Source organism: Clostridium sp. DL-VIII, assembly GCF_000230835.1.
GTDB lineage: Bacteria > Bacillota > Clostridia > Clostridiales > Clostridiaceae > Clostridium.
Genome location: NZ_CM001240.1, coordinates 4866581 through 4892450, shown reverse-complemented (window position 1 = coordinate 4892450; position 25870 = coordinate 4866581). Strand labels below are relative to the sequence as shown.

Sequence of the window (25870 nt, the reverse complement as noted above, 5' to 3'; positions counted from 1 at the left end):
GATGAAGGCTTTAAAGTTAAAATTATACCAGGAAACTGTTTGCTATAAAAAACCGTATGCATTTAAAGTTACAGAGACTTATCCATTGCCACCATATTCAACAGTTATTGGAATGTTACACAACATTATAGGTGCAGGAAAAGATGAATATCATCAAATGGAAATATCAGTTCAGGGAAGATATGAAGGGATTTTTTCAACATATAATACAACTAGGTTTTACAATGGAGATAATATAACTTCTATGCCTTTAAATGTTCACATGCTTTATGGAGTATCTTTAATAATTCATGTGGCTTCAGATGAAGATACCTTAAATAAGATCTACGAAGGCTTTAAAACTACTGATACAGCGTTTACTCTTGGAAGGCGTGAAGATTTAGTAAGACTGGATGATATTAAGTTTGTAGAACTAAATAAATTAGAGAAGAAAGATGAATTTGATGAAGAGCAGGATATTAAATTAAAGTATTCCATATATGTTCCTGATAAGTATATAACGTCATTAAGAGGTATCGCATACAAAATTAATAAGGTGTATAAGGTTGTAAATGCTCTGAGGAAATGGGAAAAGGTAAAAGTTAAATATGTTGAATATGATGAATTATTAGATAATGGTGAATATTATATTGATAATGATTCTATAGAGAAAGATATTGCATTTTTAGCTTAAAAAATTATTGATTAAATGCAATATAATATTTAGGCATATTTCAAAATAGCAGGACATCATGTTAGTGTGATTTATATCATGACCCTGTTAATTCCTATACCTATTAATAGAAATAAAATGAGAGGTACGGTGAAAAAATGATATATTATGCAAAAACAAAACCTATCGAAACTATAAGAGAGCATACAGACAATGTTTTAAAAGAATGTAAAAACCTAAAAGGTGTATATGAAATTGAAATCAATAATATAATTAAAAATTTTATAGAACCAGAGTATTTTTGGAAGTTGTTAGAGTTTTGTTGTGAATATCATGATTATGGTAAATGTAATGTACAGTTTCAAAATAAGCTTAGAAAAAAGATAAGAGAAATGAAAGAGGTTGAGCAAAAAAGTGGAGATTTTAATGAAATTCCATGTGATGAACATGAAGAAATTCCGCATAATTATCTGTCACCAGCTTTTCTTCCTATTGAAAAATTAAGGGAAATTAACGATGAAAGATTAAGAAATAGTATATATCAAGCTATAGCATATCACCATGAGAGAAAAAGCATACCAGATCCAAGTGAGATAAAAGAATATATTAAAGATACCTTGAATAAAGAACTGGATGGAATAAACAAGCATATGGAGAATGGTGTTAACAAGGTATTTGCAGGCTATGCAGCAAAAATAGAAAATATAAGAAGAATTAAAGATAAGGATGAAAATTATAGATTTTATATTATGCTTAAAGGAATGCTTCATAGATTGGATCATTCAGCTTCAGCTCATGTCGATGTTGAGGAAAAGTTAAAAAAAACTGTTGGTGAGTGTACAGAAGATTTCTTTAATAAAAATCATTGGGATCTTAGAGAGCCACAGAAATTTGCAATGGAGCATAGGGAAGATAATTTATTAATTACAGCTTCAACAGGTATAGGTAAAACAGAAAGTGCTTTGCTATGGATAGATGATAAAAAAAGCTTTTTTACTTTGCCATTAAGAGTTAGCTTAAATGCTTTATATTCAAGAGTAAAAGATGACATTGGTTATAATAGTGTAGGGTTACTTCATTCAAGTGCTTTGGAATACATGGAAAAACAGGAAGATGAGGAAGCTTATAAAACATATGAAGAGGCATCACTTTTAAGTAAAAAATTAAGTTTTTCAACGATAGATCAAATCTTTAAGTATCCTTTTAAATATTTAGGATATGAAAAGGTACTTGCAACTTTGGCATATTCTAAAGTTGTAATAGATGAAATTCAAGCTTACTCACCAGAAATAGCTGCAGTTATTTTATATGCCATAAAGCAATTAAATGATATGGGTGGAAAGTTTATGATAATGACTGCAACCCTTCCTAGAATTTACAAAGATAAGCTTAAAGAGTTTAATATTAATTTTAAAGAAGAGAAATTTATATCAGATAATGACAGGCATAAAATTAAATTGGTGGATGATGAAATAATTAATTCCATTGAGAAGGTTCTTAAATTTGGAAGAAAAAATAAAGTATTAATTATAGTTAACACAGTTGATAAAGCTATTGAATATTATAAAGCTTTAAAAGATAGTGGCTTAAATGTGAATTTATTACATTCACTATTTAATAACAATGATAGAAGTAGAAAAGAAGAGGAAATAAAGCAATTCACAAAAAATGAAAATAAAGAATGTGGAGTTTGGATTACTACTCAAATAGTAGAAGCTTCATTAGACGTTGATTTTGACTATTTAATAAGTGAAATGAGCACATTAGATAGCCAGTTTCAAAGATATGGAAGATGCTTTAGAAAAAGAATTTTTCAAGGAATAGAGCCTAATATATTTATTTATACTAAAAATTCTTCTGGAATTGGAAGTGTTTATGATGAAGAAATTTTTAATAAAAGCATAGAATTATTAATTCCTTATGATAATCAAATATTAAAAGAAGCAGTTAAGGTAGATTTAGTAGATAAATTATATTCAAAAGAACTGTTAAAAGGAACAAAATTCTTGAAGAAATTTATTGAGGCATGTAATGTATTGGAAAACATAATTCCATATGAAAATACAAGTAGAGAAGCTCAGCAAGTGCTACGAGACATAGATTCAGTAAGAGTAATTCCTAATGAAATATATAGCAGTAATATAAATCTATTTGATGAAATTATTGAAAGTAAAAGTGAAGACAGGCATAAGTTATTTAGAGAAATTAATAATCTTACTATAAGTATTCCAAAACAGAAATTAAAAAAATTTACTAAGTTAAATAAGGAACTTAGAGTAGATACTATAGTTAATATTGATAACATTCTTTTAATTAATGCTAAGTATACGAATGAAGAAGGGCTATGCCTTGGAGAGCTATATGATAATATTTTTTAGTTAAATTTATAACAGTAAGCAGTAATAATTCTATATGTTAAAAAAGTGATGCAGATATTAAGAGTAAAACCTATTAAAGTCAAAGATGCTAAGTTTTCGAATACTTAATTCTTAGAAGGTGATATATTGAATATTGATTTTGAAAATCTAAAAATTAGTGGACTTAAGGTAGATTATTATTTTATATGCAAAAGAAAATTATGGCTTTTTGATAAAGGAATTTCTATGGAAGCCGCTAATGATAGAGTTATGCAGGGAACAGTGGTGCATCAAGAATCGTATAAAAAGTCTAAAACAAAAGAGCTTTTGATAGATAATTTAATACGCTTAGATATTATTGATGATAATTATGTAAAAGAAGTTAAAATAACCAGCAGAATGAAGCAGGCCGATAAAATGCAGTTGCTTTACTATTTATATTATTTGAAGCAGATTGGTATAGAGAGAAAAGGGAGTCTAAATTATGTAAAGGAAAAGCAGGTTGAGGAAGTAATATTGACAGAGGAAAATAAAGCTTTAGTAGAAGATGCATTATTAGGAATAAGTGAACTTTTACAGGAGCAATATCCACCTAAAGTAGAAGAATATCCTCATTGTATTAAGTGTGCATATTATGAATATTGCTTTGTTAGGGAGGAGGATTAAATTATGGGAAGAGATTATTATATTTTTAGTAATGGAAGAATTAAGAGGAAGGAAAATACCATTTACTTTACAGATTCGGAAGAGAAACAAAAAGCAATTCCTATAGAAGAAGTAGAAAGAATTCACTTGTTTGGAGAAGTGGATTTGAATACGAAGTTTTTAAATTACATTTCAAAGTATAGTATTTTAATTAATATTTATAATTATTATGGTTTCTATAGTGGAACATATTATTCTAAAAAGAAAAATGTATCAGGATTAGTTGTAGTAAATCAATCGAGACTTTATCTAGAATATCCACTAAGATTAAAATTAGCAAAGACATTTATAGACTCAGCAAATCATCATATGCTGAGGAATTTACGGAGACATAAGGTTACTACAGAAAAATATATTGAGAAAATAGAAAATGAAAGAAAAATCATGAATGATTCAAAAAGTATTCAAGAAGTGATGGGAGCAGAAGGTCGAGCTAGAAAGGCATATTATGAAGCATTCAATACTTTCATAAAAGAAGATTTTTACATGGAGAAAAGAGAAAAAAGGCCGCCAAAAGATCCAATAAATGCACTTATTTCTTTTGGAAATAGTTTGATGTATACAACTGTATTGGGGGAAATTTACAAAACTCAGTTAGATCCAACTATTAGTTACCTTCATGAACCTTCAACAAAACGTTTCTCTTTAAGTTTAGATATTTCAGAAATATTTAAGCCACTCATAGTAGATAGTGTTATTTTCACAATGGTAAATAGAAATATGATTAAGAAAAATGATTTCCAAGTAGAAAATGAAATCTGCTTATTAAATGAAAATGGAAAGAAAAAGTTTATCAGAGAATTTGAAAATAAATTATCTACATCAGTAAAACATAGAAGTCTCCATAGAAATGTATCTTATAGAAACCTTATTAAATTGGAATGTTATAAAATAATAAAAATGGCTATTGAGAATGAAGAATATAAACCGTTAAAGGCTTGGTGGTAAGATGTTTGTAATATTAACATATGACGTTGGTGAAAAAAGAGTAAATAGGGTAAGGAAATGTTTGAAGAAATATCTTATATGGACTCAAAATTCAGTATTTGAGGGAGAAATCACAGAAGGGAAACTTCACATGTGTTTAGCGGAAGTTAATAAATATCTTGAAAAGAGCGATGATTCACTTTACATTTATATTGTAAGAAATATTCATAATATAAAAAAAGAGATAGTAGGGCAAGAAAAAAATTATGATGAACTATTTTTATAATTGCAGTAAATCTATTTTTTGTAGAAATCACATAAGTCTTTATAGAATCAAGCTTGAGGATATTAATACAATAAATGTGAGTTTCCAGACTGGAGGTCTACTGCAAAAAGATGAAAATTAACATAAATTTAATAACGATAATTGGCTATTTTACAAGGGTGTGATATAATCTTTTTACTGGGTTTTATATTAACTATGAGGAATGTAAATTTGGGTAATGGCTGAAGGTGCAATATTTGACATGTGGGTTTTATATTAACTATGAGGAATGTAAATCAGTCATTGTATCTAATATATTTCCACTATATGTGTGTTTTATATTAACTATGAGGAATGTAAATGGTAGCATGTCTATGTCTCTAGGCGCTGTTAAAGATGGTTTTATATTAACTATGAGGAATGTAAATTATTTAGATTTATTTCATACTAGTGGTATAAACTTATGTTTTATATTAACTATGAGGAATGTAAATTTAAAGAATAAAGATGGCAGTTATAAGGTACAAGCTGGTTTTATATTAACTATGAGGAATGTAAATTTCCCACTTGAAGGTGAAAATGATAGAAGCTATTTAGGTTTTATATTAACTATGAGGAATGTAAATGTCTTTTAGCCAGTTCTGATTCACTTAAACCTATTAAGTTTTATATTAACTATGAGGAATGTAAATTTTAGTAAAAAACAAAGGAAAGTTTTAAATTGGTGGGGTTTTATATTAACTATGAGGAATGTAAATAGCCAACAGTTAATTGATTTACAGCAAGAAAATATAAGTTTTATATTAACTATGAGGAATGTAAATCTATTTTATTAGCTTCGTATTCTCTACCGCAAGTTGGGTTTTATATTAACTATGAGGAATGTAAATTATCCATATCTAGATATGATTGTACAGCTTGTTTTGGTTTTATATTAACTATGAGGAATGTAAATTTAGAAACATACGCAAGTTGGGAAAAAAACAGAAGAAAGTTTTATATTAACTATGAGGAATGTAAATATTTATATTCCAGTGGGTGCATTTATTACAAGCTGGGTTTTATATTAACTATGAGGAATGTAAATTCAACATGAATTGATGAAGCACTTAATCCATCTAAAGTTTTATATTAGCTATGAGGAATGTAAATCCATCAATAGTTGCACTTGATGATAACGAAGTTGTTGTTTTATATTAACTATGAGGAATGTAAATATGTCAACAACTTTAAAAATAGAACTTCAAGAGTATGTTTTATATTAACTATGAGGAATGTAAATGTAGCTACTGTTGCTAAATCTTTAGAATTAACTTTGCGTTTTATATTAACTATGAGGAATGTAAATAGTGTTGGAGACATGGCTTATTTAACAGGTTATGTTGGTTTTATATTAACTATGAGGAATGTAAATATTGGAGTTGTTTCCATCTCATGCTTTAGTGCTTCGGTTTTATATTAACTATGAGGAATGTAAATATGGGAATGATGTTAATGACAATATTAGCTGGTTTTGTTTTATATTAACTATGAGGAATGTAAATTTAAGATATTAAAACGCTAATATGAAGCTAATAAGGTTTTATATTAACTATGAGGAATGTAAATTTAGATATTATAGTCATGTTCCTAGAGGTTTCTATTGTTTTATATTAACTATGAGGAATGTAAATTATATTGTTTTCCTTCCGTTTCTCTATCTTCTCCATGTTTTATATTAACTATGAGGAATGTAAAGAAAGGCGATATGACAGAGTTCTATGCGGATGATTTAGGTTTTATATTAACTATGAGGAATGTAAAGCCGTACCTACGGAATTTTAATTATATGTTTTTTTGAGTTTTATATTAACTATGAGGAACGTAAATCCGAAACTTCGGAATTTTATTATAAATGTTTTTTTGTTTTATATTAACTACGAGGAATGCACATGAAATCCGGAAAGTTCATAAATAAAAATTAAATTTATTATAATAGAGCAAAATATGTGTTACTAAGATACCTACAAAAGATATTCAATTTTTAGAGTTATATTCATAAGTTTTTATTTATAGATATGTTAGATTATAGAATTGTTCAGGATTAAGAAATTACATAATGTTCATATGTTTATGTAAGACTGATTGTAGTATATAATATTTCAGAAGTGCATGTGAATTGCATATACTAAAGAGATAGAATAATTAATATAGAATGGAAGGTATATATTATGGATTTTAAACCGCTACCAATTGATATAGATGATTTTAAAAAATTAATAACAGGAGGACATTATTTTATAGATAAAACTTTATTGATAAAAAATTTATTAGATAATAAGGCTGTTGTTAATTTGTTTGCAAGACCAAGAAGATTTGGAAAGACTCTAAATATTAGTATGCTTCAATACTTTTTTGAAAAGAGTAGTAAAGATAATTTTCATCTTTTTGATAATTTAAAGATAATGGAAGCAGGAGAAAAATACACAGCTCATATGGGTCAGTATCCTGTTATTAATATATCTTTAAAGTCTGCAAAGCAGGCATCTTTTGAGTTAGCTTATGTATCAATTGTGAGAAGAATAGCAGAAGAGTTTAAAAGGCATCAATATATATTAGATAGTGGAAAGTTAGAGGTTGAAAAAGAAAGATACTTAAAAATAGTTAAAGAGCAGGGGGAAGAAGGAGATTATATTGATTCCTTATATTATCTATGTGAATGCTTAAGAAAATATCATGAAAAAAAAGTAATAATTCTTATAGATGAATATGATGTGCCCCTTGAAAATGCATTTTTTGAAGGGTTTTATGACAGAATGATTAAATTCATAAGATCACTTTTTGAATCGGCTTTAAAGACAGATTCATCTCTAGAATTTGCGGTTATAGCTGGATGCTTAGGTATTTCAAGGGAAGATGCTTTTAATGGATTAAGTAATTTAAACACTATATCAATCTTAAATGAATATTGTGATGAGTATTTCGGATTTACTAAAGCAGAAGTAAATAAGATGATTGGAGAGTATGGATTTATTGAAAGAGAAGAATTAATTAAAAATTGGTATAATGGATATATTTTTGGTAATACGCAATTGTATAATCCTTGGAGTGTTGTACAATTTGTTCATGAGCTGTATAAAAATAAGGAAGCATCACCTGTCTCTTATTTGGAAAATACGGGCATGAGCAGTGCAGTTAAAATCTTAATTGAACGAGCAGACGCAACAGTTAAGAGAGAAATGGAATTATTAATAGAAGGTAAAATAATTGAAAAGCTAATTTATGATGGGATAACTTATGCAGAGGTATATGATACATTAGATAATTTATGGAACTTTATGTTTTTTAGTGGATATTTAAAAAAGGTAAATGAAAGAATAGATGAAATAAATCAGAAATACTTAATGTTAGAGATTACAAATGAAGATATTAAATGTATGATTAAAACAGAAGTTTTAAAATGGTTTCATGACAAGGTAAAAGCAAGAGATTTTAGTGGAATGTACAATGCAATAATATCTGGAGATGCAGAAAGTTTTGAGAATGAACTTGGAAAGCTATTAATAGAAACTATAAGCTTCAATGATGCTTATGAGAATTTCTATCATGGTTTTGTGATAGAATCTTTAACTAATATGAATGATTATATAATAAAATCCAACAGAGAGGGCGGAAGCGGAAGAAGTGATTTATTTATAAAATCTGTTTCACTTAGAGGTATTGCAATAGTTATTAAATTTAAGGTGGCAAAGAATATAGATGAATTGGAAGAAAAAGCAGAGGAAGCTATAAAACAGATAGAAAATAAAGGTTATGATATGGAACTTAGAAGTGAAGGTTATAAAAATGTTATAAAGTATGGAATAAGCTTTTATCAGAAAGATTGTTTGATTAAGTTAAAAAAAGAATAAATATTAGTTTTTTTACCAGATGTAAAGTAGAGTTATATTCCTGTAAGTAAGTGAAAATAACGCCTCGGAAGAAGAGTTTTAGATTCACCTTAACATGAGATGTATTTAAACCTAAATTATTCATAAGTATGCTTGATAGCAATCTAAAAATAACTTTTAGTTCTATCAAGCATATTTTTGCATTAATCAAAGGTAAGTTTTCATAGAATAAAAGTTTTGCTTGTTGTAAAAATATTATTATTTAATTCAGTCGATGAAAAGTTTAATGCTATTATTTGTAATAAAATTTTTATCCAAAAGAAGATTTATGCAATAATAACTAATATATCGTTCTTTTTAGAAACACCAGTACTTGAATAAATTTATATTTTAATTGAAGTAAACAATTTCATTAATATATTGATACAAATGGGAAAAATCAGTATAATTATAATACAATATATGGAATTTAATCTAAAAGGGAGAAAAGTATGTATGGAAGAAGGTATTGGTAATGAACTGGATAATAAAATTTAATCAATTAGAAAGAGAAAATACAGATAAGGTACTAGATATTATAGCTAAGTTTGATAAATATAAAAACGATATATTAGATGATGTTTATACAAAAGCTTATGGTTTGAAACATTCAATAGGTAACTTATTAGATAAATTAAATGCACATGCTATTGTTGGAGAAAAGCTAGAAGAAGAAATAGAGAGGTTAATAAAATTATATATAGAAGTGAGAGAAGATTATGAAAAAGCTGAAGATGAAATAAGAAAATACATGTATGTTTGTGCAAATGAAGCAGCAGAACTAAAATGCTCAATGATTGATATTACAAGTAGATATTTAACATCAAAGAAAGATGCATTTATGTTTAAAAGAAGGATGGATGTATTTACAGCAAAGCTTATTAATATGTCATTTATATTTGATATGGACTATATGGGTGAAATTGAAGTGTTGCAAGAAAATTACTGGGACCTTATGACAATCAAAAAAATAATTGATGCAAGAAATAAAGAATATGATGATGAGCAATATGAACTTATTAAGAAGCTTAAGGAAAGTCAGAAAAAGGATTATTCTAAAATATTTGATTATAAAGATATGATTGATTTAGCAGAAAAACATGAGTACAGGCAGGTTAGACAAAGCGGAGATCATATTATTATGCAGCATAAAAAGACTAATAAAATAGTTCCAATTCCAGCTCATGAATTAAAATATGGATTAATGCTTCAAATACAAAAACAAATTCAGATTAATAAAGTGAGTTAGTGGAATCCAAGTTTCTTTACTTGGATTTTTTTGTTATGCTTGAAACATTATTTTAGCGTATAAACTATACATCTTTAAACTTGATTAATATAGAGCACATTAAAATTAATAGGAAAATAACTTCTTTTATGTTCTCTTAATTATATGTTTTAGGTAAATAATATTGAAGTCTCAACATGCAGTATATACACTTATGGATTATAAATAAATATTTGTATTCTTCAAAAGTAAATGAAATATTAATAAGAAAGTATACTAAAGTATAATTTGAATTAATTGTAAACAAAGTTATAATAAAACAATAGGGTAATTTGCAATACATAAAATTGGAGTTAAAGTGATTAAGCAAGAGGAGATTAAGTTCAGAATTTATGGAGATGGGAGGGATAGGTAACATGGATGATAATGAAGCAAGATGGGTAGAAGAAGAAGATGGCAGCTATTATTATTACTATTCTGATGGAACAATGGCTACAGGTTGGATGCAGGAGGGTGATAACTGGTACTATTTTGATGATAATGGCAAAATGGCAACAGGTTGGGCACCTATAAATGGGGACTGGTATTATTTTTATTCTACTGGTGAAATGGCAACAAGTTGGGTAAATGATGGTGATGGATGGTATTATTTCTATGGCAATGGATCTATGGCATGGGGAAGAACAGTTAAAGGATATCTTTTAGATAATCATGGCAAAATGGTTACAGGTACTGGTTGGGTATATGAAGATGGTGATAGTTATTACCTTAAAGATGATAAAATAGCAACAGGATGGCTGCAAGATGGTGATAATTGGTCCTATTTGTATGATAATGGATCCATGGCATGGGGGAGAACAGTTGATGGATATTATTTAAATGATAATGGTGATTGGGTAAAAGATAAAGGCTGGAAAACAGAAAAAGACAATGATGGTAATGTAACTTACTATTATGTTGATTCTGAAATAGCAGTTACAGGCTGGAAAGAAATAGATAGTAAATGGTATTATTTTGATGAAGATGGAAAAATGAAAACAGGGTGGATAGAAGACAACGGTAATTGGTATTATTTAAATTCAAGTGGTGCAATGGAAACTGGCCAGAATGATATAGATGGTAACACGTACTATTTCTATTCTACTGGAGAAATGGCAACCGGTTGGGTACAATATGGTGATAATTGGCACTATTTTTATAAGGATGACAATGGATCTATGGCACATGATACCATGATTGGCCAATATTATGTAAACGCTAATGGTGACTGGGAACCTAGTGAGGATAATAATACACCTGAAAATATCGATAGCAGTAATTCTCAGGGGACAAGCGATACTAAAACTGTTAATATAAGTCTGGATACAGATACTGGAACAATAGTGGTAACAGATAGTGATAACAATTCGTCTAGTATAGAGTTGCCTCCTGAATTATATGATGCAACAAAGGATAGTGGACTTGCTAATTCATCGAAAGCCGTTCTCGCTAAAGCTACAATTGAATGGTATAATGCAGATACTCAAGATGAGAAGGATACAATCCTTGCTGGAATAAAAGGTGTTAGAGATTATATATCTGAGCATCCCGTTAGTGAATGGACGGAAAAATTTATTGCAGATACTATAAATGAAAATATAGGCGGACTAGTAGGGATTTATGGTGACTATTCAACAGGATTAACGGAAGTTAATGAGCTAAATGATCAAGTCTATTATACTAAGTATGCGCATGTTATGCGTTTGGTTTTATCAGTAACTACTGATGCATTAAATATGGGAAACAAAGTGCATTATGACCAATTAAATGGTGGAACAGGAGAATGGTTGCCGACTGAGTTACAAAAAATGTACCCTGAAACACAATTTAATTTTACAAGGAGAGGACAAAGTGGTGCGGATGTAGAATTTGAGGAGATACCAGGAAATAAACATCCTTCGGAATACGAAGTTAACCCGATGCAATGGCCAGAAGGCTTTAATTATGGAGATTTCAAACCATATACTGGAAGTGGGTACAAAACATTTTTAAAAGATATAAATAAGGGAAAATTGCCTGATGATACAGTATTTTTACCATATGAGCCTAAATCAGGTGAACTAAAAGTGCCAATTGTCGAATAGTTGATTGTAATTATAATAAAAACGAATATGTTAAATTGATATAATAAAAAATATATATTAAACCAAGTAGTCATCTAATTGTGTTAGGGAGAAAAGTTATAAAAGCTTTGATTCTTATAGCTTTTATAACTTTACTCTGCACTAATTTAACAGAACAGAAAAAGTTTAAAGGAGAAAAATTTATGAATAATAAAATTAGTTATTGGGATTTAAGTCAACAAAAAGATTTTTATGGAATATATAAAAAAGCAGATGAAGAATACGCAGAAACAAAGTCTGAATCATCCTTAAGATATAAAGCCGGGGCTTTGTTGCATCTTAAAAAATATCAGGATGTTTTAGATAATGCAACTGAATTAATTAAAATTAGTAATGGCAGAACAGATACTGAATATATTTGGGCAGGTATTGCCAATTGGTTTTTAGGTAATTATGCTGATGCAGTAGAAATATTAAAAAAGGGATTGAAGACAAAATATACAGATGCCGCAGGTGGCGTTGAAATACCAGCTTTACTATATTATATTGCAGTAAGGAGTAATGATAAAAAATTAGAAAAAGAGGCAATTGCACTTTTAAAGAAAAGGTGTAAGTCAAAAGTTTCTCTTAATTATCCTGGTTTCATAGCAGGATATATACTTGATAGAATAGACGATAATGAGTTATTAAATTCATATGCTTCTTTTAAAGAACTTAAAAGAAGAATATTGTGTAAAGCATATTTTTATATTGCAGTTAGAAATTTAAAAAACGGTGATGAGGAAATGTTTTATGAAAATTTAAAGAAGTGTATAGAAAACGAATCATATTTAGAATATGAGTATTTTATTGCTATTGGAGAGCTTGATAAGCAAACTTGTAATGAGTAATGAAGAAATGTTTTATGAAAACTTAACCAAGTGTATAGAAAATGAATCATAAAATCATAATCGCCAGCATTTTTTTGCGATACTTGATTTTCCCTTACTCATGAATAAATTATTATGGCATAGATTAAATGAGCTATGCCATTTGTGATTCATAGAAATAAATTATAATATAATAGTAGGAGTACAATTAATGGCTTAAAGCCTTATAAATGGGTAATAATAGTGAAAGAAGATAAAATATAAATAAAAGGGAAGCTGACAGAGATTAAAATAAAGAGCGTGCTTTGGATAAATACCATGATTAAGGTATTATATAAAGAATGTAATTGTATTTATGGGTCTTAAAATATAGTTAATATGTGGTTTGATTTAGTAGTAAATAAATTATAATATAGTAGTAGGAATACAATTAAGGGCTTAAAACCTTATAAATAGGGAATAGTAGTGAAAAAAGATAAAATATAATTAACTAAAGAGAATCTAATAGGCTCAAAATACAAGAAGTAGGAACTTATCAAAAAATATTTGATATATAGATAGAGATATTTATAATATTGTTTTTCAATATTTAATTTGAAGGAATTAATATAAGATGACAATGAAAGAAGGTGAAGTAAATGAAAAAAATAATACAAATAGGAACCTCCGATTTTAAAGAATTGATAGAAGGAAATAATTATTTTGTAGATAAAAGTTTGCTAATAAAAGAATTTTTAGAGAATGGAGCCAAGATTATTCTTACTCCTAGACCAAGAAGATTTGGTAAAACTTTGAATTTGAGTATGATAAAATACTTCTTTGATACAAGAAACAAAGAAGTAACAAAGGATTTGTTTAAGGGATTAAAAATAGAAAATGAAAAAGATATAATGAAGTTACAACAGCAATATCCAGTTGTGTTTATTAGTTTTAAAGGGATAAAATTCAATAATTTTGAACATGCAATAGTTGCTATTGAAATGCTTATGTCAGATGTTTACAAAGAGTATAGATATTTAATGGAAAGTAATGTTTTCGAAGAAGATGAAAAAAGAGATTTTGATAAAATTATAAATAGGGAAGCTGATTTGGTGCTATTAATAGCTTCTATAAAAAATCTTACTAGTTATTTATATAAATATTACAATAAGAAGGTCATTTTGCTTATAGATGAATATGATGTACCAATTCAAGAAAGCTACATTAGTGGTTATTATGAGGATATGCTTTTATTAATAAGAAATATGTTAAGTGATGCTTTAAAGGATAATATATATTTAGAAAAATCAATGATAACAGGAATTCTTAGAGTTGCAAAGGAAAGTATTTTTTCAGGACTTAATAATTTAGAAGTAAATACCATCCTAGGATATGATTTTAATGATAAATTTGGATTTACAGAAGAAGAAATTGAAAAGTTATTAAAATATTGTGACACAATAGATGAAATAAAGAATATAAAAAAATGGTATAATGGATATACTTTTGGTGGAGAAGTCATATATAATCCTTGGTCTGTTTTAAGTTATTTGAAAAAGAAAAGAGAAGGCTTTAAACCTTACTGGATTAATAGCAGTAGTAATGATTTAATAAAAAAATTATTGCTTAAAGGTGACAATAAGATGAAGCTTGAACTAGAAGACCTTATAGAAGGAAAATACATATTCAAAGTAATTGATGATAACATAGTAATGTCAGAAGTTGAAGATTCTAATGAAAATATTTGGAGTTTTTTACTTATGAGTGGATATTTAAAGGCAATTAAAACTGAAAATGTAGAGGGACTATTAAATTGTGAACTTAAAATTCCTAATCAAGAAGTATTGATTTTCTATAATAATTTAATTAAAAAATGGTTTTCGGAAACTATAACGAATCAAAAATATGAATTGATGTTAGAGACTTTAATAAGTGGAAATATTAAAGTATTTGAAGGGATTTTTAAAGAATTTGTAATTAATAATTTAAGTTATTTTGATGTATCAGGAAAAGAGCCAGAAAGAGTGTATCATGCTTTTGTACTTGGGATACTGATATCACTTTCAAATGATTATGAAGTAAAGTCAAATAAAGAAAGTGGTTATGGAAGATATGCACATATAAAAAGGTGCGATAGCACAACTAGGAACTTAATGATAATTCCGAGTGATGTTTCTAGAACAGGAATTATTATTGAATTTAAGAAAATTGATTATTTCTTAGATGATACTATAGAAAAGGCAACAAAAGAAGCCTTAACTCAAATTGAAGAAAAGAAGTATGAAACAGAGCTATTGCAAAAAGGTATTAATAATATACTAAAATTAGCGATTGTATTTAAAGGAAAAGAAATTAAAGTTACACAAGGTTAAAATATAGAGTTTAATGTTATTTATATTTGATTATAAAGATATGATTGATTTAGCAGAAAAACATGAGTATAAGCAGGTTAGGCAAAGCGGAGATCATATTATTATGCAGCATAAAAAGACTAATAAAATAGTTCCAATTCCAGCTCATGAATTAAAATATGGACTAATGCTTCAAATACAAAAACAAATTCAGATTAATAAAGTGAGTTAGTTGAATCCAAGTTTTTTTACTTGGATTTTTTGCTACGCATAAAATATTATTATTCATTAAAATTAAAGATATTTGTTTTAGATAGTTACATTTCAAGAATGTTTAGAAAACAGGTTTGATTATCAATTATGGAATATGTGAAGGATCGTAGATTAATTAAAGCCTCAGAAGAGATTGGAAATGGAAGAAAGATAATATTTATTTGCAAAAATTATGAAGGGAATACAGAAACACGAATCAACTAATTAATAGTATGTTAATGCAAAGTTATGGTAAAATTTATTTTAGAGTATATTAATAGAACAAAACGTTAGAGATTAGCAAAAGAATTAAAGTTGACGAGGTGAGTGAGTTTGATTAAAGATATTATATGGGATTTTGATGGAACCTTATTTGATACATATCCAGGTACAGTTGATGCTTTTCTAAAAGCACTTGATGATAGCGGAATAAAGGAAACGAAGGAAAATGTATTGAATTACCTTAAGGTTTCTGATAGTTCTGCGGTCACACATTTTAAACAGTTATACAGCTTAAATAATGCTTTCATTGATAAATATACTGATTATAAAAATGATATGAAATTAGAAACAATTAGACCATTCCCATTTGCAGAAGAAGTATGCAGGAAGTTTGCTGCTTTAGGTGGAAGAAATTATATTATTACTCATAGAGGTGACTCAACAGTAAAATTTCTTGAACACTACGGAATGAGATGTCATTTTACAGAAATAATTACAAAGCAGTATGGCTTTAAACGTAAGCCAGATCCGGAAGCATTCATATATCTAATTGAAAAGTATCAAGTTGATAAAAATAGAGCATTGGTGGTTGGAGATAGGGAATGTGAAGTTTTAGGAGGAAAAGCAGCAGGAATCAAGACGTGTTTATATAATACAAATAATATATTAGTTAGTACGGAGCCTGATTTTTATATAGATTCTTTAGAAAACTTATTTAATATAATTGATTGTGTTTTTTAAATTAAATAATTTAAACTTGTTAATGCCTTTGAGTAAATTATTATTAAAAATTAGATTGAGGTGATTATTAATGAAGAGATTATTATTGACTGCATATGGCTTTTCTACAATGGAAATAAGGAATGCGTTTTTAAAATTAGTTCCTAAAAATTCAAAGAATTTAAATATCTGTATTATATCTACCTCCCAGCCTAAACTAAAGGAAAAACATCCACAAATGATTTCAGTTAAGAATGCATTCCATGAAATGGGCTTTAAAGATGTTGAATTTATTGATATTGAATTTGAGGACGTTCAAAAATTAAAAGAGTTTGATGTAATATTTCTTAATGGAGGTTATCCTTTTTATCTGATATATCATTTAAAAAAGAGTGGAGCAGATAAAGTTTTAAAAGAATTAATAAATGATGGCAAAATTATGATTGGTTTAAGCGCAGGATCTATCGCATTAGGTCCGGATAACGAGATGTGTAATCATATTTATCCAGAAGATAATACATTTAAAGTTGCAGATTTGAGTGCATTAAATGCAGTGGATATACGTATATATCCACATTATAAGGAGCATTGTGGAATTTATCCTAATTTAGAAGAAAAGATTTTGGACTTTGAATTAAAGCACAATTGCACAGTAACACGATTAAATAATGATCAGGCAATATTGGTTTTAGATGATAAAATAGAAAAAATAGGCTAAAGTAAAAAGTTAAAAATTAATAAATTTAAAAAGGATAAGAGTTTAGAAGAAACTTTAATAAAAACACTATATATCCAGATGTTTAGAAAGAATTTTTTATCTCGTCATTCAGGTTTATGGAAAGATTGTACATCTTATAAAAATATTATACAATAATAGGACTACCTAGTATAATTATTGTAAGAAGAGAGGATGATGAAAATGAATGAATTCTTGAAAATAGTAAGAGAAAGAAGATCAGCAAATAAATTTATTGAAAATATTAAAATACCTAAAGAAGATTTTTATGACATATTTAAAGAACTTTCCTTAGCACCTTCAGCCTTTAACTTACAGCATGCAAAATATTATGTTGTAGAAGATAGAACATTGATGGACAAAATTTATGAAGCTTCATTTAATCAGTACAAAATAAAGACTGCTTCAGCAACAATAATAGTTACAGGTGATAAGAACGCCTATTTATCAGCAGATAAAATTTATGAAGGATCAATGATGCTTGGAATGATTGATAAAACTGAATATGATATCATGATTAATACCATTAGAAATCTTTATGAAGGATGGGGAGAAGGCTTTAAGCATGATGAAGCTATAAGAAATGCATCGTTATCAGCAATGCTTTTTATGCTACTCGCTAAAGATAAAGAATGGGATACATGCCCAATGATATATTTTGACAAGGATAAGATAAGCAAATTGTTAAATATCCCTGAGAATGAAACTCCTGTTTTAATGATTACTATGGGAAAAATCGATAAGAGCAGTGATAAGATTAGAGGATATAGGAAGCCTGTAGATGAATTTGTAAAGTTTTATTAATTATAGAGAGGCAGACTATTTTTTGATAAATAGTGCTGCCTCTTTAGTTTGAAGTGTAAGAAGTTGTTCTTGATGTTATAGATAAGTTTAGTAGATGCATGGTAAAATAAATACAAGTGATAGATTAGATAAAAAAAGGGTAATGGGTATGAAACATGAAGATTGATAGATTGCTTGGAATCACAATTTATTTATTGAATAACAAAAAGACAAGTGCAAAAATTCTGTCTGATAAATTTGAAGTTTCAATTAGGACGATTCAAAGAGATATAGAAACCTTATGTCAAGCAGGAATTCCAGTAGCTTCATCTGTTGGCGTGGATGGAGGATATGAAATTTTGGATAGCTTTAAAATGAACAGACAGATAGCAGGAGAAAATGATTATGCTTACATAATTTCAGCTTTACAAGGTTTGGCTTCTGCATATAAAAGTCAAAGCACAGCTGCAACGCTTGAAAAGGTAAAAGCAGTATTGAGGAAAGATAAAAGAGATTTAAATATTATTTTAGACTTTAATACTTTAAGTGAGAATAAAAACATTAATGAGAAATTGAAGTTATTAGAGAATATAATTGCAGAAAAATATAGTGTGTCCTTTGAATATACAAATGCAGATAATATAACAACTATTAAAGAAGTTGAACCAATTGCATTGACTTATAGATGGTATTCTTGGTATTTACTTGGATATTCATTGAAGAAAGAAGATTATAGATTATACAAAATTTTGCGCATGATGAATTTGAAGAAAACAAATAGTAGGATATTAAGGAAGCATGAGTCAGCACATATACTCCTAGAAAAAAATGAAGCTAAAGACATTAGAAAATATATAGATATAAAATTATTTGGTAAATGTGAAATAAAGATGAAAGCTATAGAATATTTAAATGGACACATTGAAGCAGAGTACAAGAATGGTGATTTTATTATGAATTTACATGTACCTGAAAATGAACAATTTTGGCTTGGAACTATTCTCTCTTTTGGAAATCTTGCAAAAATAATTGAACCAGAACAACTAAAGCGTAAGCTTTGTGCTAGATGTGATGAAATTTTAAATTTATATAAATGATATTTCATTTTAATTTATGACAGACTGTTGTCGTTATTGTCTTGTTATACTTTCTGTAAAGTAAAATTTAGCTTAAACAAGTAGTGTGTTTATCTATAGAAAAAACAGAGGGGAGTTAGTATCATGAAAAGTGTTTATGAAGAATGTCCAGTATATGGAAAAGGATTAATTACATTAAGAAAGACAAACAATGAGGATTTAGAAGAATTACTTGAATGTTATAGTGATGAAAAGGCTGTTCCATTATTTAATTCAGATAACTGCAATGGAGATAATTTTAATTACACAACAATAGAACGAATGAGACAGGCTATTGAGTTTTGGGAAGTTTCCTATAAGAATGAGGAATTCGTAAGATGGACGATAATTTTAAAGGGTATGAATAAAAAGATTGGAACTATAGAAATGTTTCATAGGAATGCAGATGATGAGTTTAATCATTATGGTATTTTAAGGATTGATCTTCAAAGTAAGTATGAGATTCAATCTATAATTGAAGATATATTAGCTATATCAAATGAGTATTTTTTCGAAGCATTTGAGGTTAAGGGGATACTTACTAAAGCAATTCAAAAGGCTGAAGAACGTATTTGTGCTTTAAAGAAAGCAGGATTTAAGCCTGTTTACAAAAAAGTGATGGGATATGATGATTATTACTGCAGGGAAATTTAAGTCTAGAGTTAAATGATACTTTTAATAATAAAATCTTTAAGCAGGTGACTCTTTATTAATGGAATGAATAATAGAGTCACCTAGATGAACTAGGATTATAACTATGAATAATTATTGATTTTATGGAGAATATATTTTAAGAAGTTAATGAGATTAAGGTTGACATTTAAAATTATAGAGTATATACTTAGTTTATAAATTAATTGAGAGCAATTTAATTTATAAAAATAGAATGTTCTTTATATAAAACACTCATTTGAAATTCCTGTGAAGAATTTCATTATTTTTAAATAATTATGTTGAATAAAATTAAATTTACATCAATTCAAAGTATGAATAAGGAGTGAAATGATCAACATGAGGTTTTACGATTTTTCAGCAAATAAGATGAATGGTCAAGAAATAAAGATGGAAGAGTATAAAGGCAAGGTAGTTTTAGTAGTGAATACAGCCAGTAAATGTGGTTTAACACCTCAGTTTAAAGAATTAGAAGAACTTTATAAAGAATATAAAGATAGAGGCTTTGAAATCTTGGGATTTCCATGTAATCAATTTGCTAAGCAGGACCCAGGAACTAATAAGGAAATTAGTGAATTTTGTTTAATCAATTATGGAGTTAGTTTTACAATGTTTGAAAAAATCGATGTAAATGGAGATAATGCACATCCACTATATAAATATTTAAAAAATGAGGCTAAAGGCATTTTAAATAAAGAAATTAAATGGAACTTTGCTAAGTTTTTAATAGATTCAGAAGGTAATGTAGTAAAAAGATATGCACCAATAACAACTCCATTAAAGTTAAAAGGTGATATAGAAAAGTTGCTGCAACAATAAATAAATTTGTTATATGGTGAAATTTTCACTTAAATAAATTGTCAGATAATAATATTTATAAAGGAGAGATATATTATGATATATGATTATAAGGTAAAAAATATAAAAGGTGACGAGGTCTCATTAAATAATTATAAGGGAAAAGTATTATTAATAGTTAATACAGCTACAGGCTGTGGATTTACCCCTCAATATGAAGGTCTTCAAAAGATATATGATAAATATAAAGACAAAGGATTAGAAATCTTAGATCTCCCATGTAATCAATTCTTTGAGCAGGCACCAGGAAGTAATGAAGAAATTGCAAGCTTCTGTCAGCTTAAATATAATACTACATTTGAAACTTTTGCTAAAATAGATGTAAATGGTGAAAATGCAGCTGACCTATATAAGTTTTTAAAGAAGGAAGCACCAAAAGCGGCTGAAGATGAAGCATCAGAAGGCTTATATAAATTTTTATCAGAAAAAGGCTTTAATACAACTGGAGACGATATAAAATGGAATTTTACAAAATTCTTAGTAGATAAAGCTGGAAATGTAGTTGCAAGATATGCCCCAACATTTGAGCCAGAAAAGTTAGAAGAAGCAATCGAAAAATTACTTTAAGCTTAAATAAAGCAACAAATTAATAACAAATATAAAAAGCGATAAACAAAAGGTTTATTGCTTTTTATATTTAAAAACGCATTGTAAAGCACAAAAGAGAAATTATTGACAGAATCAAAAGAATCAGATATAGTATTAAGATATAGACCAGTCACTATAATTTTATTAAGAAGGTATTGATATGAACGATAAAAAAAATACAAAGGAAAAATTTATAGAAACTGCTTCAAAGCTTTTTGAAGTGAAAGGCTATAATGCGACAGGTTTGAATGAAATCCTAGCAGAGAGTGGAGCACCAAAGGGATCATTATATTACCATTTTCCTAAAGGTAAAGAACAGCTTGCACTAGAAGCAATAATTTCAGCTGGAAAAAAGATAACACTTAATTTAAAAGAAAATCTAAAAAATGCTGAAGATCCTATTCAAGGAGTTATGAATAATTTAGAACATTTAGCAAAAGTAATTGATAATGAACAAAAAACTAGAGATATGTCTATTAGTTTAATTGCTTTGGAAACTTATTTAACCAGTGAAAATTTAAGGAAGGCATGTGAAGAAATTTTTGATGTTTTAGAGAGAACTTATGCTGAAAAATTAATTGAAATTGGGATTGATAAAGAAAAAGCTTATGAGCTAAGTGCTGTAATCGGAGCCATGACAGAAGGTGGAATCACATTGGCTTTAACTAGAAAAAATGGTAATCCGCTTAGATTAATAGCTAAACAAATTCCTAAAATAATAAATTATAGTGAGTAAATGATATTAAGCTAAAATAATTTATGTCATTAATAGTCTATTTCAAAATGATAATATAATGCTTTTGAAATAGACCATTTAAAAAAATATAATTATATAGACTGGTCTAAAAAGTAAGGAGGAAAAGAAAGATAATGGATGTACCAATAACAGCAAAATCTGAAGTAAAAATCAATGCAAAAATAATTATAGGAATATTAGTATTTAGTGCATTTATATCAGTATTTAATGAGACTATATTAAACGTCGCGTTAAATACTTTAATGAAGGAAATGAATGTTACCCCAGGAATAATACAATGGATAATTACAGGATATATGATAGTAGTGTCGGTAATGGTACCAGTCACGGCTTTTTTGATTCAATCCTTTAAAACAAAGGAGTTATATTTAGGAGCAATGACCTTACTGTTAATTGGGACAATCAGTGCAGCACTTTCAGGGTCTTTTACAATGCTGCTTATCTCAAGGATGTTGCAAGCTTCAGGGACTGGAATGATGATTCCACTTATGATGAATACAGTATTAACTATAACACCACCAGAGAAACATGGGTCAGCAATGGGCATATGCGGGGCTGCCATTTCTCTTGGACCAGCATTAGGACCAACTGCAGCAGGAATTATATTACAATATTTTAGCTGGCATGCATTATTCGTAATACTAATTCCATTTATAGTATTAGCCATGATTTTGGCTTATATATATCTGATTAATGTATCTAGCCTTACAAAACCTAAAATTGATATAATATCAATTTTATTATCAAGCATTGGGGTAGGAGGAATTATATATGGTATAAGTGGTTTCAGTGACAATGGAGATATTAAAGTGGTCGGTATAATTTTTATTGTTGGAATTATAGCGTTGATTATATTTGGAAAGCGACAATTAGTCTTAAAAGAACCAATGCTTGAAATGCGTACCTTTAAATATCCTTTATTTTCAATTGGAGTAGCACTTGTTATGATTTCTATGATGACCATGTTCACTATGAATGTAATGCTGCCGATGTTTTTACAGGGAGCACTTAAGACAACAACTTTTGTAGCAGCAATGGCATTGCTTCCAGCAGCTCTTGCAAATGGTTTTGTAACACCTATAGGTGGTACAATTTATGATAAATTTGGTGTGAAAGTATTAATACCAACAGGCTTTTTTATAATTCTTATTGCACTGTGGTTTTTATCAAAAGCAAATAATGATACGGTGCTGATAAAGATTATAATTTCATATGTAGTGGTGTGTATTGGAGTAGGGATTACTATGTCTCCTTGCCAGACAAGTTCTCTTAATCAATTGCCACCAGAAGCTTATCCACATGGAGTAGCAATACTAAATACTTTTCAGCAGATATCAGCAGCTATTGGCTCTTCATTATTCGTAGGGATTATGTCAGCTTCACAGTTGAAAGCGTTAAGAAGTGGAATTGACGAGCAGACAGCAATTTCGGTAGGATTTAGATCTGCAACATTGGTTGCAGTTGGAATTGTTCTAGTTGGATTTTGTTTGTCTTTTGCTTTAAGATTAGGGGAGAAAAAATAATGGAGTTTAAAATTGTAAAATGAAAAATAGTCAAATATAAAAGCTAAACATTCTGCAAATTCAAAATTATTTTTGCGTATAATTTTCTAATTTAGAGGTACAGTTCTCCTAATAAATGAATATCATAATATTCGAAAGGAGATGTTGAAATAAATGGAATTTGAACAAGAAGATACTTATAGAGATTCAAGAGGAATGCATGATAAATGTAAAAAATGTATGAATTATCATGTCAAATTAACCATGACAGATGGAAAAACTTTAGATGGAATTATTGAAAGTGTGGATTCTGATAAAATTATCATTATGGTTGCTGAGGATGTAATGGATAATAGCGGAGGAGGAGGAGATCCTCAGTATTATCAATATCAACAAAATGACTCTGAATACTATCAATATCAGGAAAGACAGTATTATAATTATCGTCCTCCAATGAGGTATAGACGTTTTAGAAGACAAGCATTTCCTCTTGCTGGATTAGCAGCTTTGTCATTATTGCCTTATCCTTATGTTGCTCCACCATATGTATATTATCCTTATTATTATTAATAGATACCTATAGTTATAGAGGCAGTTTCTACACTGTCTCTTTATAAGGCATTATTAGAAAAATAACAAGTTAAGCCGCCTTCATATTTGAAATTGTTATTTTCTTTCATATGCCTAAACAATAAAGTTTTTAGGTTAGAACTTCGTATCCTTTATTCATTAAAGCTGTTACAGCATTTTGAACATCCTTATCTTTAACAAGTATATAGTCAGTATCATAGGTAGAAATGGCAAATATACTTATTTTATTTTGAGCTAATATTGTGCTGATCTCAGAGAGTATGCCGATTAGTGAAAAGTCTAGCTGTCCTTCAACTTTTAAAATTCTCCAGTCTTTCTCGCATTTTATATCTTTAGGAATATTGGCTTCAACACATACAATTGATAGCTCGTCATATGTTTTAGTTATGGAAAAGAAATCACTAGTTTTTGCCCATTCTGGAATTGAAGAAGCTTCAGCTAACCTGCAAACTCCATATTTTTCTTTTAATAGCTGTAGTATTAATTTATTTTCTGACATATTTTACTTCCATCCTTTCAGCGTGTAAATATATTGAATTTGTTTTATGAGACATATTCAAAAATAAAAAAAGCCTAAAGAGAATTTTATTTAATTCTCCCAGGCTTTTATCCTTCCGTGTACACAATATTCTTGTGCGTTTTCTCTTGGACCAAACCAGTAAAACACTGTGGAACCCTAGAAAACTATATGCATTATAAAATTTAAAATACTTTTAATAAATAGTACCATAAGGTGAGATTTTAAGCAATGTTGTTTAGAAATGCAATTTTTTGATTCCTTCCTGTTAGTGATAATTATAGAGCATAATAAGTTTATTATAAGAGCCAATATGATTATTAAGATTGAAGTCCCTACAGGCATATGATATTTAAAAATATTTGTAAAAATAGATTAATATTAAGCATTGTGATAATATTTAAATAAATTTAATAAGTAATCATAATTTTAAATTTCACAGGCTAGATTGGAGGAGTAATGATATGGAGATAGATAGCATTGGATTTGATTTAGATGGAACTCTTTGGGATGCAATAGATGGTGTTTGTGAAGCTTGGAAAGAAGTTTTAAAAAAGCATTCAAAGGTAAAGAAAAAGATAGTAACTTATGAGGAAATAAAGGGGTGTATGGGATTAGTAAATGAGGATATAGGGAAAAAACTATTTCCAGATTTAGATGAAGCATTGAGGATGAAGCTAATGGAAGAAGTATGTGAAAATGAGCTGAAATACTTAGGAAAGCGTGGTGGATTATTATTTCCTAAAGTAGAGGAAACCCTTAAAGAATTATCACAAAAATATAAGTTGTTTATTGTAAGTAACTGCCAAGAAGGATATGTTGAATGTTTTTTTAAAGCACATAACTTAGCTAAATATTTTGTTGACTTTGAATCTTCAGGAGCAACTGGATTAAAAAAAGGAGAAAATATAAAACTTGTAATAGAGAGAAATGGTTTTAAAAATTCAATATACATAGGCGATACTAATGGAGATTTGGAGGGAGCAAAAGCTGCCAAAGTAAAATTTGTTTATGCAAAGTATGGTTTTGGTAACGTTCAAGAATATGACTATGTTATAGATAAATTTGAAGATATATTAAATCTAAAAATATAAAGTATCTTACTGGTATTTTATATTTTTTATGGTTAAAATGTTTTTATAAAGAGTATATATCATAATTAAGAAAATAATCAATAGGATAAAGTAGAATATTAGAAATTATTTTATTGGGAG

The 25870-nt window shown here is 28.2% G+C and carries 23 protein-coding genes, 1 CRISPR repeat array and 1 riboswitch; of the genes, 22 read left to right on the top strand and 1 reads right to left on the bottom strand.

What is annotated here, in order from left to right; genetic code table 11:
* The first annotated feature begins 1 nt into the window (after position 1).
* The 21 genes from cas5b to CDLVIII_RS22490 all read left to right on the top strand — a co-directional run bounded on the left by cas5b (position 2) and on the right by CDLVIII_RS22490 (position 24118).
* Complete coding sequence (gene cas5b, locus CDLVIII_RS22590) at positions 2-673, top strand: type I-B CRISPR-associated protein Cas5b (protein WP_009171795.1); 672 nt, start codon at positions 2-4, stop codon at positions 671-673.
* A 137-nt stretch (positions 674-810) separates the two neighbouring features.
* Entirely contained in the window at positions 811-3030 is a 2220-nt protein-coding gene (locus tag CDLVIII_RS22585; protein ID WP_009171794.1) for a CRISPR-associated helicase/endonuclease Cas3, read from the top strand.
* A 126-nt stretch (positions 3031-3156) separates the two neighbouring features.
* Positions 3157-3675: a CRISPR-associated protein Cas4 gene (cas4, locus tag CDLVIII_RS22580; protein WP_009171793.1), complete on the top strand. Its 519-nt coding sequence runs from the start codon at positions 3157-3159 to the stop codon at positions 3673-3675.
* Positions 3676-3678: 3 nt separating this feature from the next.
* Positions 3679-4662, top strand: coding sequence for a type I-B CRISPR-associated endonuclease Cas1b (cas1b, locus tag CDLVIII_RS22575; RefSeq protein ID WP_009171792.1), 984 nt, complete (start codon positions 3679-3681; stop codon positions 4660-4662).
* A gap of 1 nt (position 4663) precedes the next feature.
* Positions 4664-4927: a CRISPR-associated endonuclease Cas2 gene (gene cas2 / locus CDLVIII_RS22570; protein WP_009171791.1), complete on the top strand. Its 264-nt coding sequence runs from the start codon at positions 4664-4666 to the stop codon at positions 4925-4927.
* Positions 4928-5108: 181 nt separating this feature from the next.
* Positions 5109-6839: direct repeats of the CRISPR family, unit length 29 nt; unit sequence GTTTTATATTAACTATGAGGAATGTAAAT.
* Positions 6840-7116: 277 nt separating this feature from the next.
* Entirely contained in the window at positions 7117-8796 is a 1680-nt protein-coding gene (locus CDLVIII_RS22565) for an AAA family ATPase (RefSeq protein ID WP_009171790.1), read from the top strand.
* Between the two features lie 493 nt (positions 8797-9289).
* Complete coding sequence (locus CDLVIII_RS22560) at positions 9290-10063, top strand: type II toxin-antitoxin system HicA family toxin (RefSeq protein WP_009171789.1); 774 nt, start codon at positions 9290-9292, stop codon at positions 10061-10063.
* 395 nt (positions 10064-10458) lie between these two features.
* Positions 10459-12165: an N-acetylmuramoyl-L-alanine amidase family protein gene (locus tag CDLVIII_RS32670; protein WP_009171788.1), complete on the top strand. Its 1707-nt coding sequence runs from the start codon at positions 10459-10461 to the stop codon at positions 12163-12165.
* A 182-nt stretch (positions 12166-12347) separates the two neighbouring features.
* Entirely contained in the window at positions 12348-13034 is a 687-nt protein-coding gene (locus CDLVIII_RS22550; protein ID WP_035301892.1) for a hypothetical protein, read from the top strand.
* A gap of 617 nt (positions 13035-13651) precedes the next feature.
* Entirely contained in the window at positions 13652-15364 is a 1713-nt protein-coding gene (locus tag CDLVIII_RS22545; RefSeq protein WP_009171786.1) for an AAA family ATPase, read from the top strand.
* 13 nt (positions 15365-15377) lie between these two features.
* The gene (locus tag CDLVIII_RS22540; RefSeq protein ID WP_035301891.1) at positions 15378-15575 is read left to right on the top strand and encodes a type II toxin-antitoxin system HicA family toxin; all 198 of its coding nucleotides are present in this window, start codon (positions 15378-15380) and stop codon (positions 15573-15575) included.
* A gap of 353 nt (positions 15576-15928) precedes the next feature.
* On the top strand, positions 15929-16558 hold the full coding sequence (locus CDLVIII_RS22535) for an HAD-IA family hydrolase (protein ID WP_009171785.1): 630 nt from the start codon (positions 15929-15931) through the stop codon (positions 16556-16558).
* Positions 16559-16628: 70 nt separating this feature from the next.
* Positions 16629-17255, top strand: coding sequence for a Type 1 glutamine amidotransferase-like domain-containing protein (locus CDLVIII_RS22530; RefSeq protein ID WP_009171784.1), 627 nt, complete (start codon positions 16629-16631; stop codon positions 17253-17255).
* A gap of 201 nt (positions 17256-17456) precedes the next feature.
* Positions 17457-18077 (top strand): nitroreductase family protein, encoded by a 621-nt coding sequence (locus CDLVIII_RS22525; RefSeq protein ID WP_009171783.1) that lies wholly within the window; start codon positions 17457-17459, stop codon positions 18075-18077.
* Between the two features lie 155 nt (positions 18078-18232).
* A complete protein-coding gene (locus tag CDLVIII_RS22520) occupies positions 18233-19153 on the top strand; it encodes a WYL domain-containing protein (protein ID WP_009171782.1) in 921 nt (306 codons plus the stop codon).
* 123 nt (positions 19154-19276) lie between these two features.
* Positions 19277-19825, top strand: a complete 549-nt coding sequence (locus tag CDLVIII_RS22515) for a GNAT family N-acetyltransferase (RefSeq protein WP_009171781.1) — start codon at positions 19277-19279, stop codon at positions 19823-19825.
* A 357-nt stretch (positions 19826-20182) separates the two neighbouring features.
* The gene (locus CDLVIII_RS22510) at positions 20183-20662 is read left to right on the top strand and encodes a glutathione peroxidase (RefSeq protein WP_035301890.1); all 480 of its coding nucleotides are present in this window, start codon (positions 20183-20185) and stop codon (positions 20660-20662) included.
* A 75-nt stretch (positions 20663-20737) separates the two neighbouring features.
* Positions 20738-21268, top strand: a complete 531-nt coding sequence (locus CDLVIII_RS22505; protein ID WP_009171779.1) for a glutathione peroxidase — start codon at positions 20738-20740, stop codon at positions 21266-21268.
* Positions 21269-21449: 181 nt separating this feature from the next.
* On the top strand, positions 21450-22025 hold the full coding sequence (locus tag CDLVIII_RS22500) for a TetR/AcrR family transcriptional regulator (RefSeq protein WP_009171778.1): 576 nt from the start codon (positions 21450-21452) through the stop codon (positions 22023-22025).
* 134 nt (positions 22026-22159) lie between these two features.
* Positions 22160-23569: a DHA2 family efflux MFS transporter permease subunit gene (locus CDLVIII_RS22495; RefSeq protein WP_009171777.1), complete on the top strand. Its 1410-nt coding sequence runs from the start codon at positions 22160-22162 to the stop codon at positions 23567-23569.
* A 153-nt stretch (positions 23570-23722) separates the two neighbouring features.
* Positions 23723-24118, top strand: coding sequence for a hypothetical protein (locus CDLVIII_RS22490; protein WP_009171776.1), 396 nt, complete (start codon positions 23723-23725; stop codon positions 24116-24118).
* A gap of 130 nt (positions 24119-24248) precedes the next feature.
* Here the strand turns inward: CDLVIII_RS22490 and CDLVIII_RS22485 are convergent, their stop codons facing one another.
* A complete protein-coding gene (locus CDLVIII_RS22485; protein ID WP_009171775.1) occupies positions 24249-24638 on the bottom strand; it encodes an ACT domain-containing protein in 390 nt (129 codons plus the stop codon).
* 94 nt (positions 24639-24732) lie between these two features.
* A riboswitch (guanidine-I (ykkC/yxkD leader) is annotated at positions 24733-24830 on the bottom strand.
* Positions 24831-25120: 290 nt separating this feature from the next.
* Between CDLVIII_RS22485 and CDLVIII_RS22480 the strand changes: the two genes are divergently transcribed.
* On the top strand, positions 25121-25750 hold the full coding sequence (locus tag CDLVIII_RS22480; RefSeq protein WP_009171774.1) for an HAD family hydrolase: 630 nt from the start codon (positions 25121-25123) through the stop codon (positions 25748-25750).
* Positions 25751-25870: the final 120 nt, after the last annotated feature.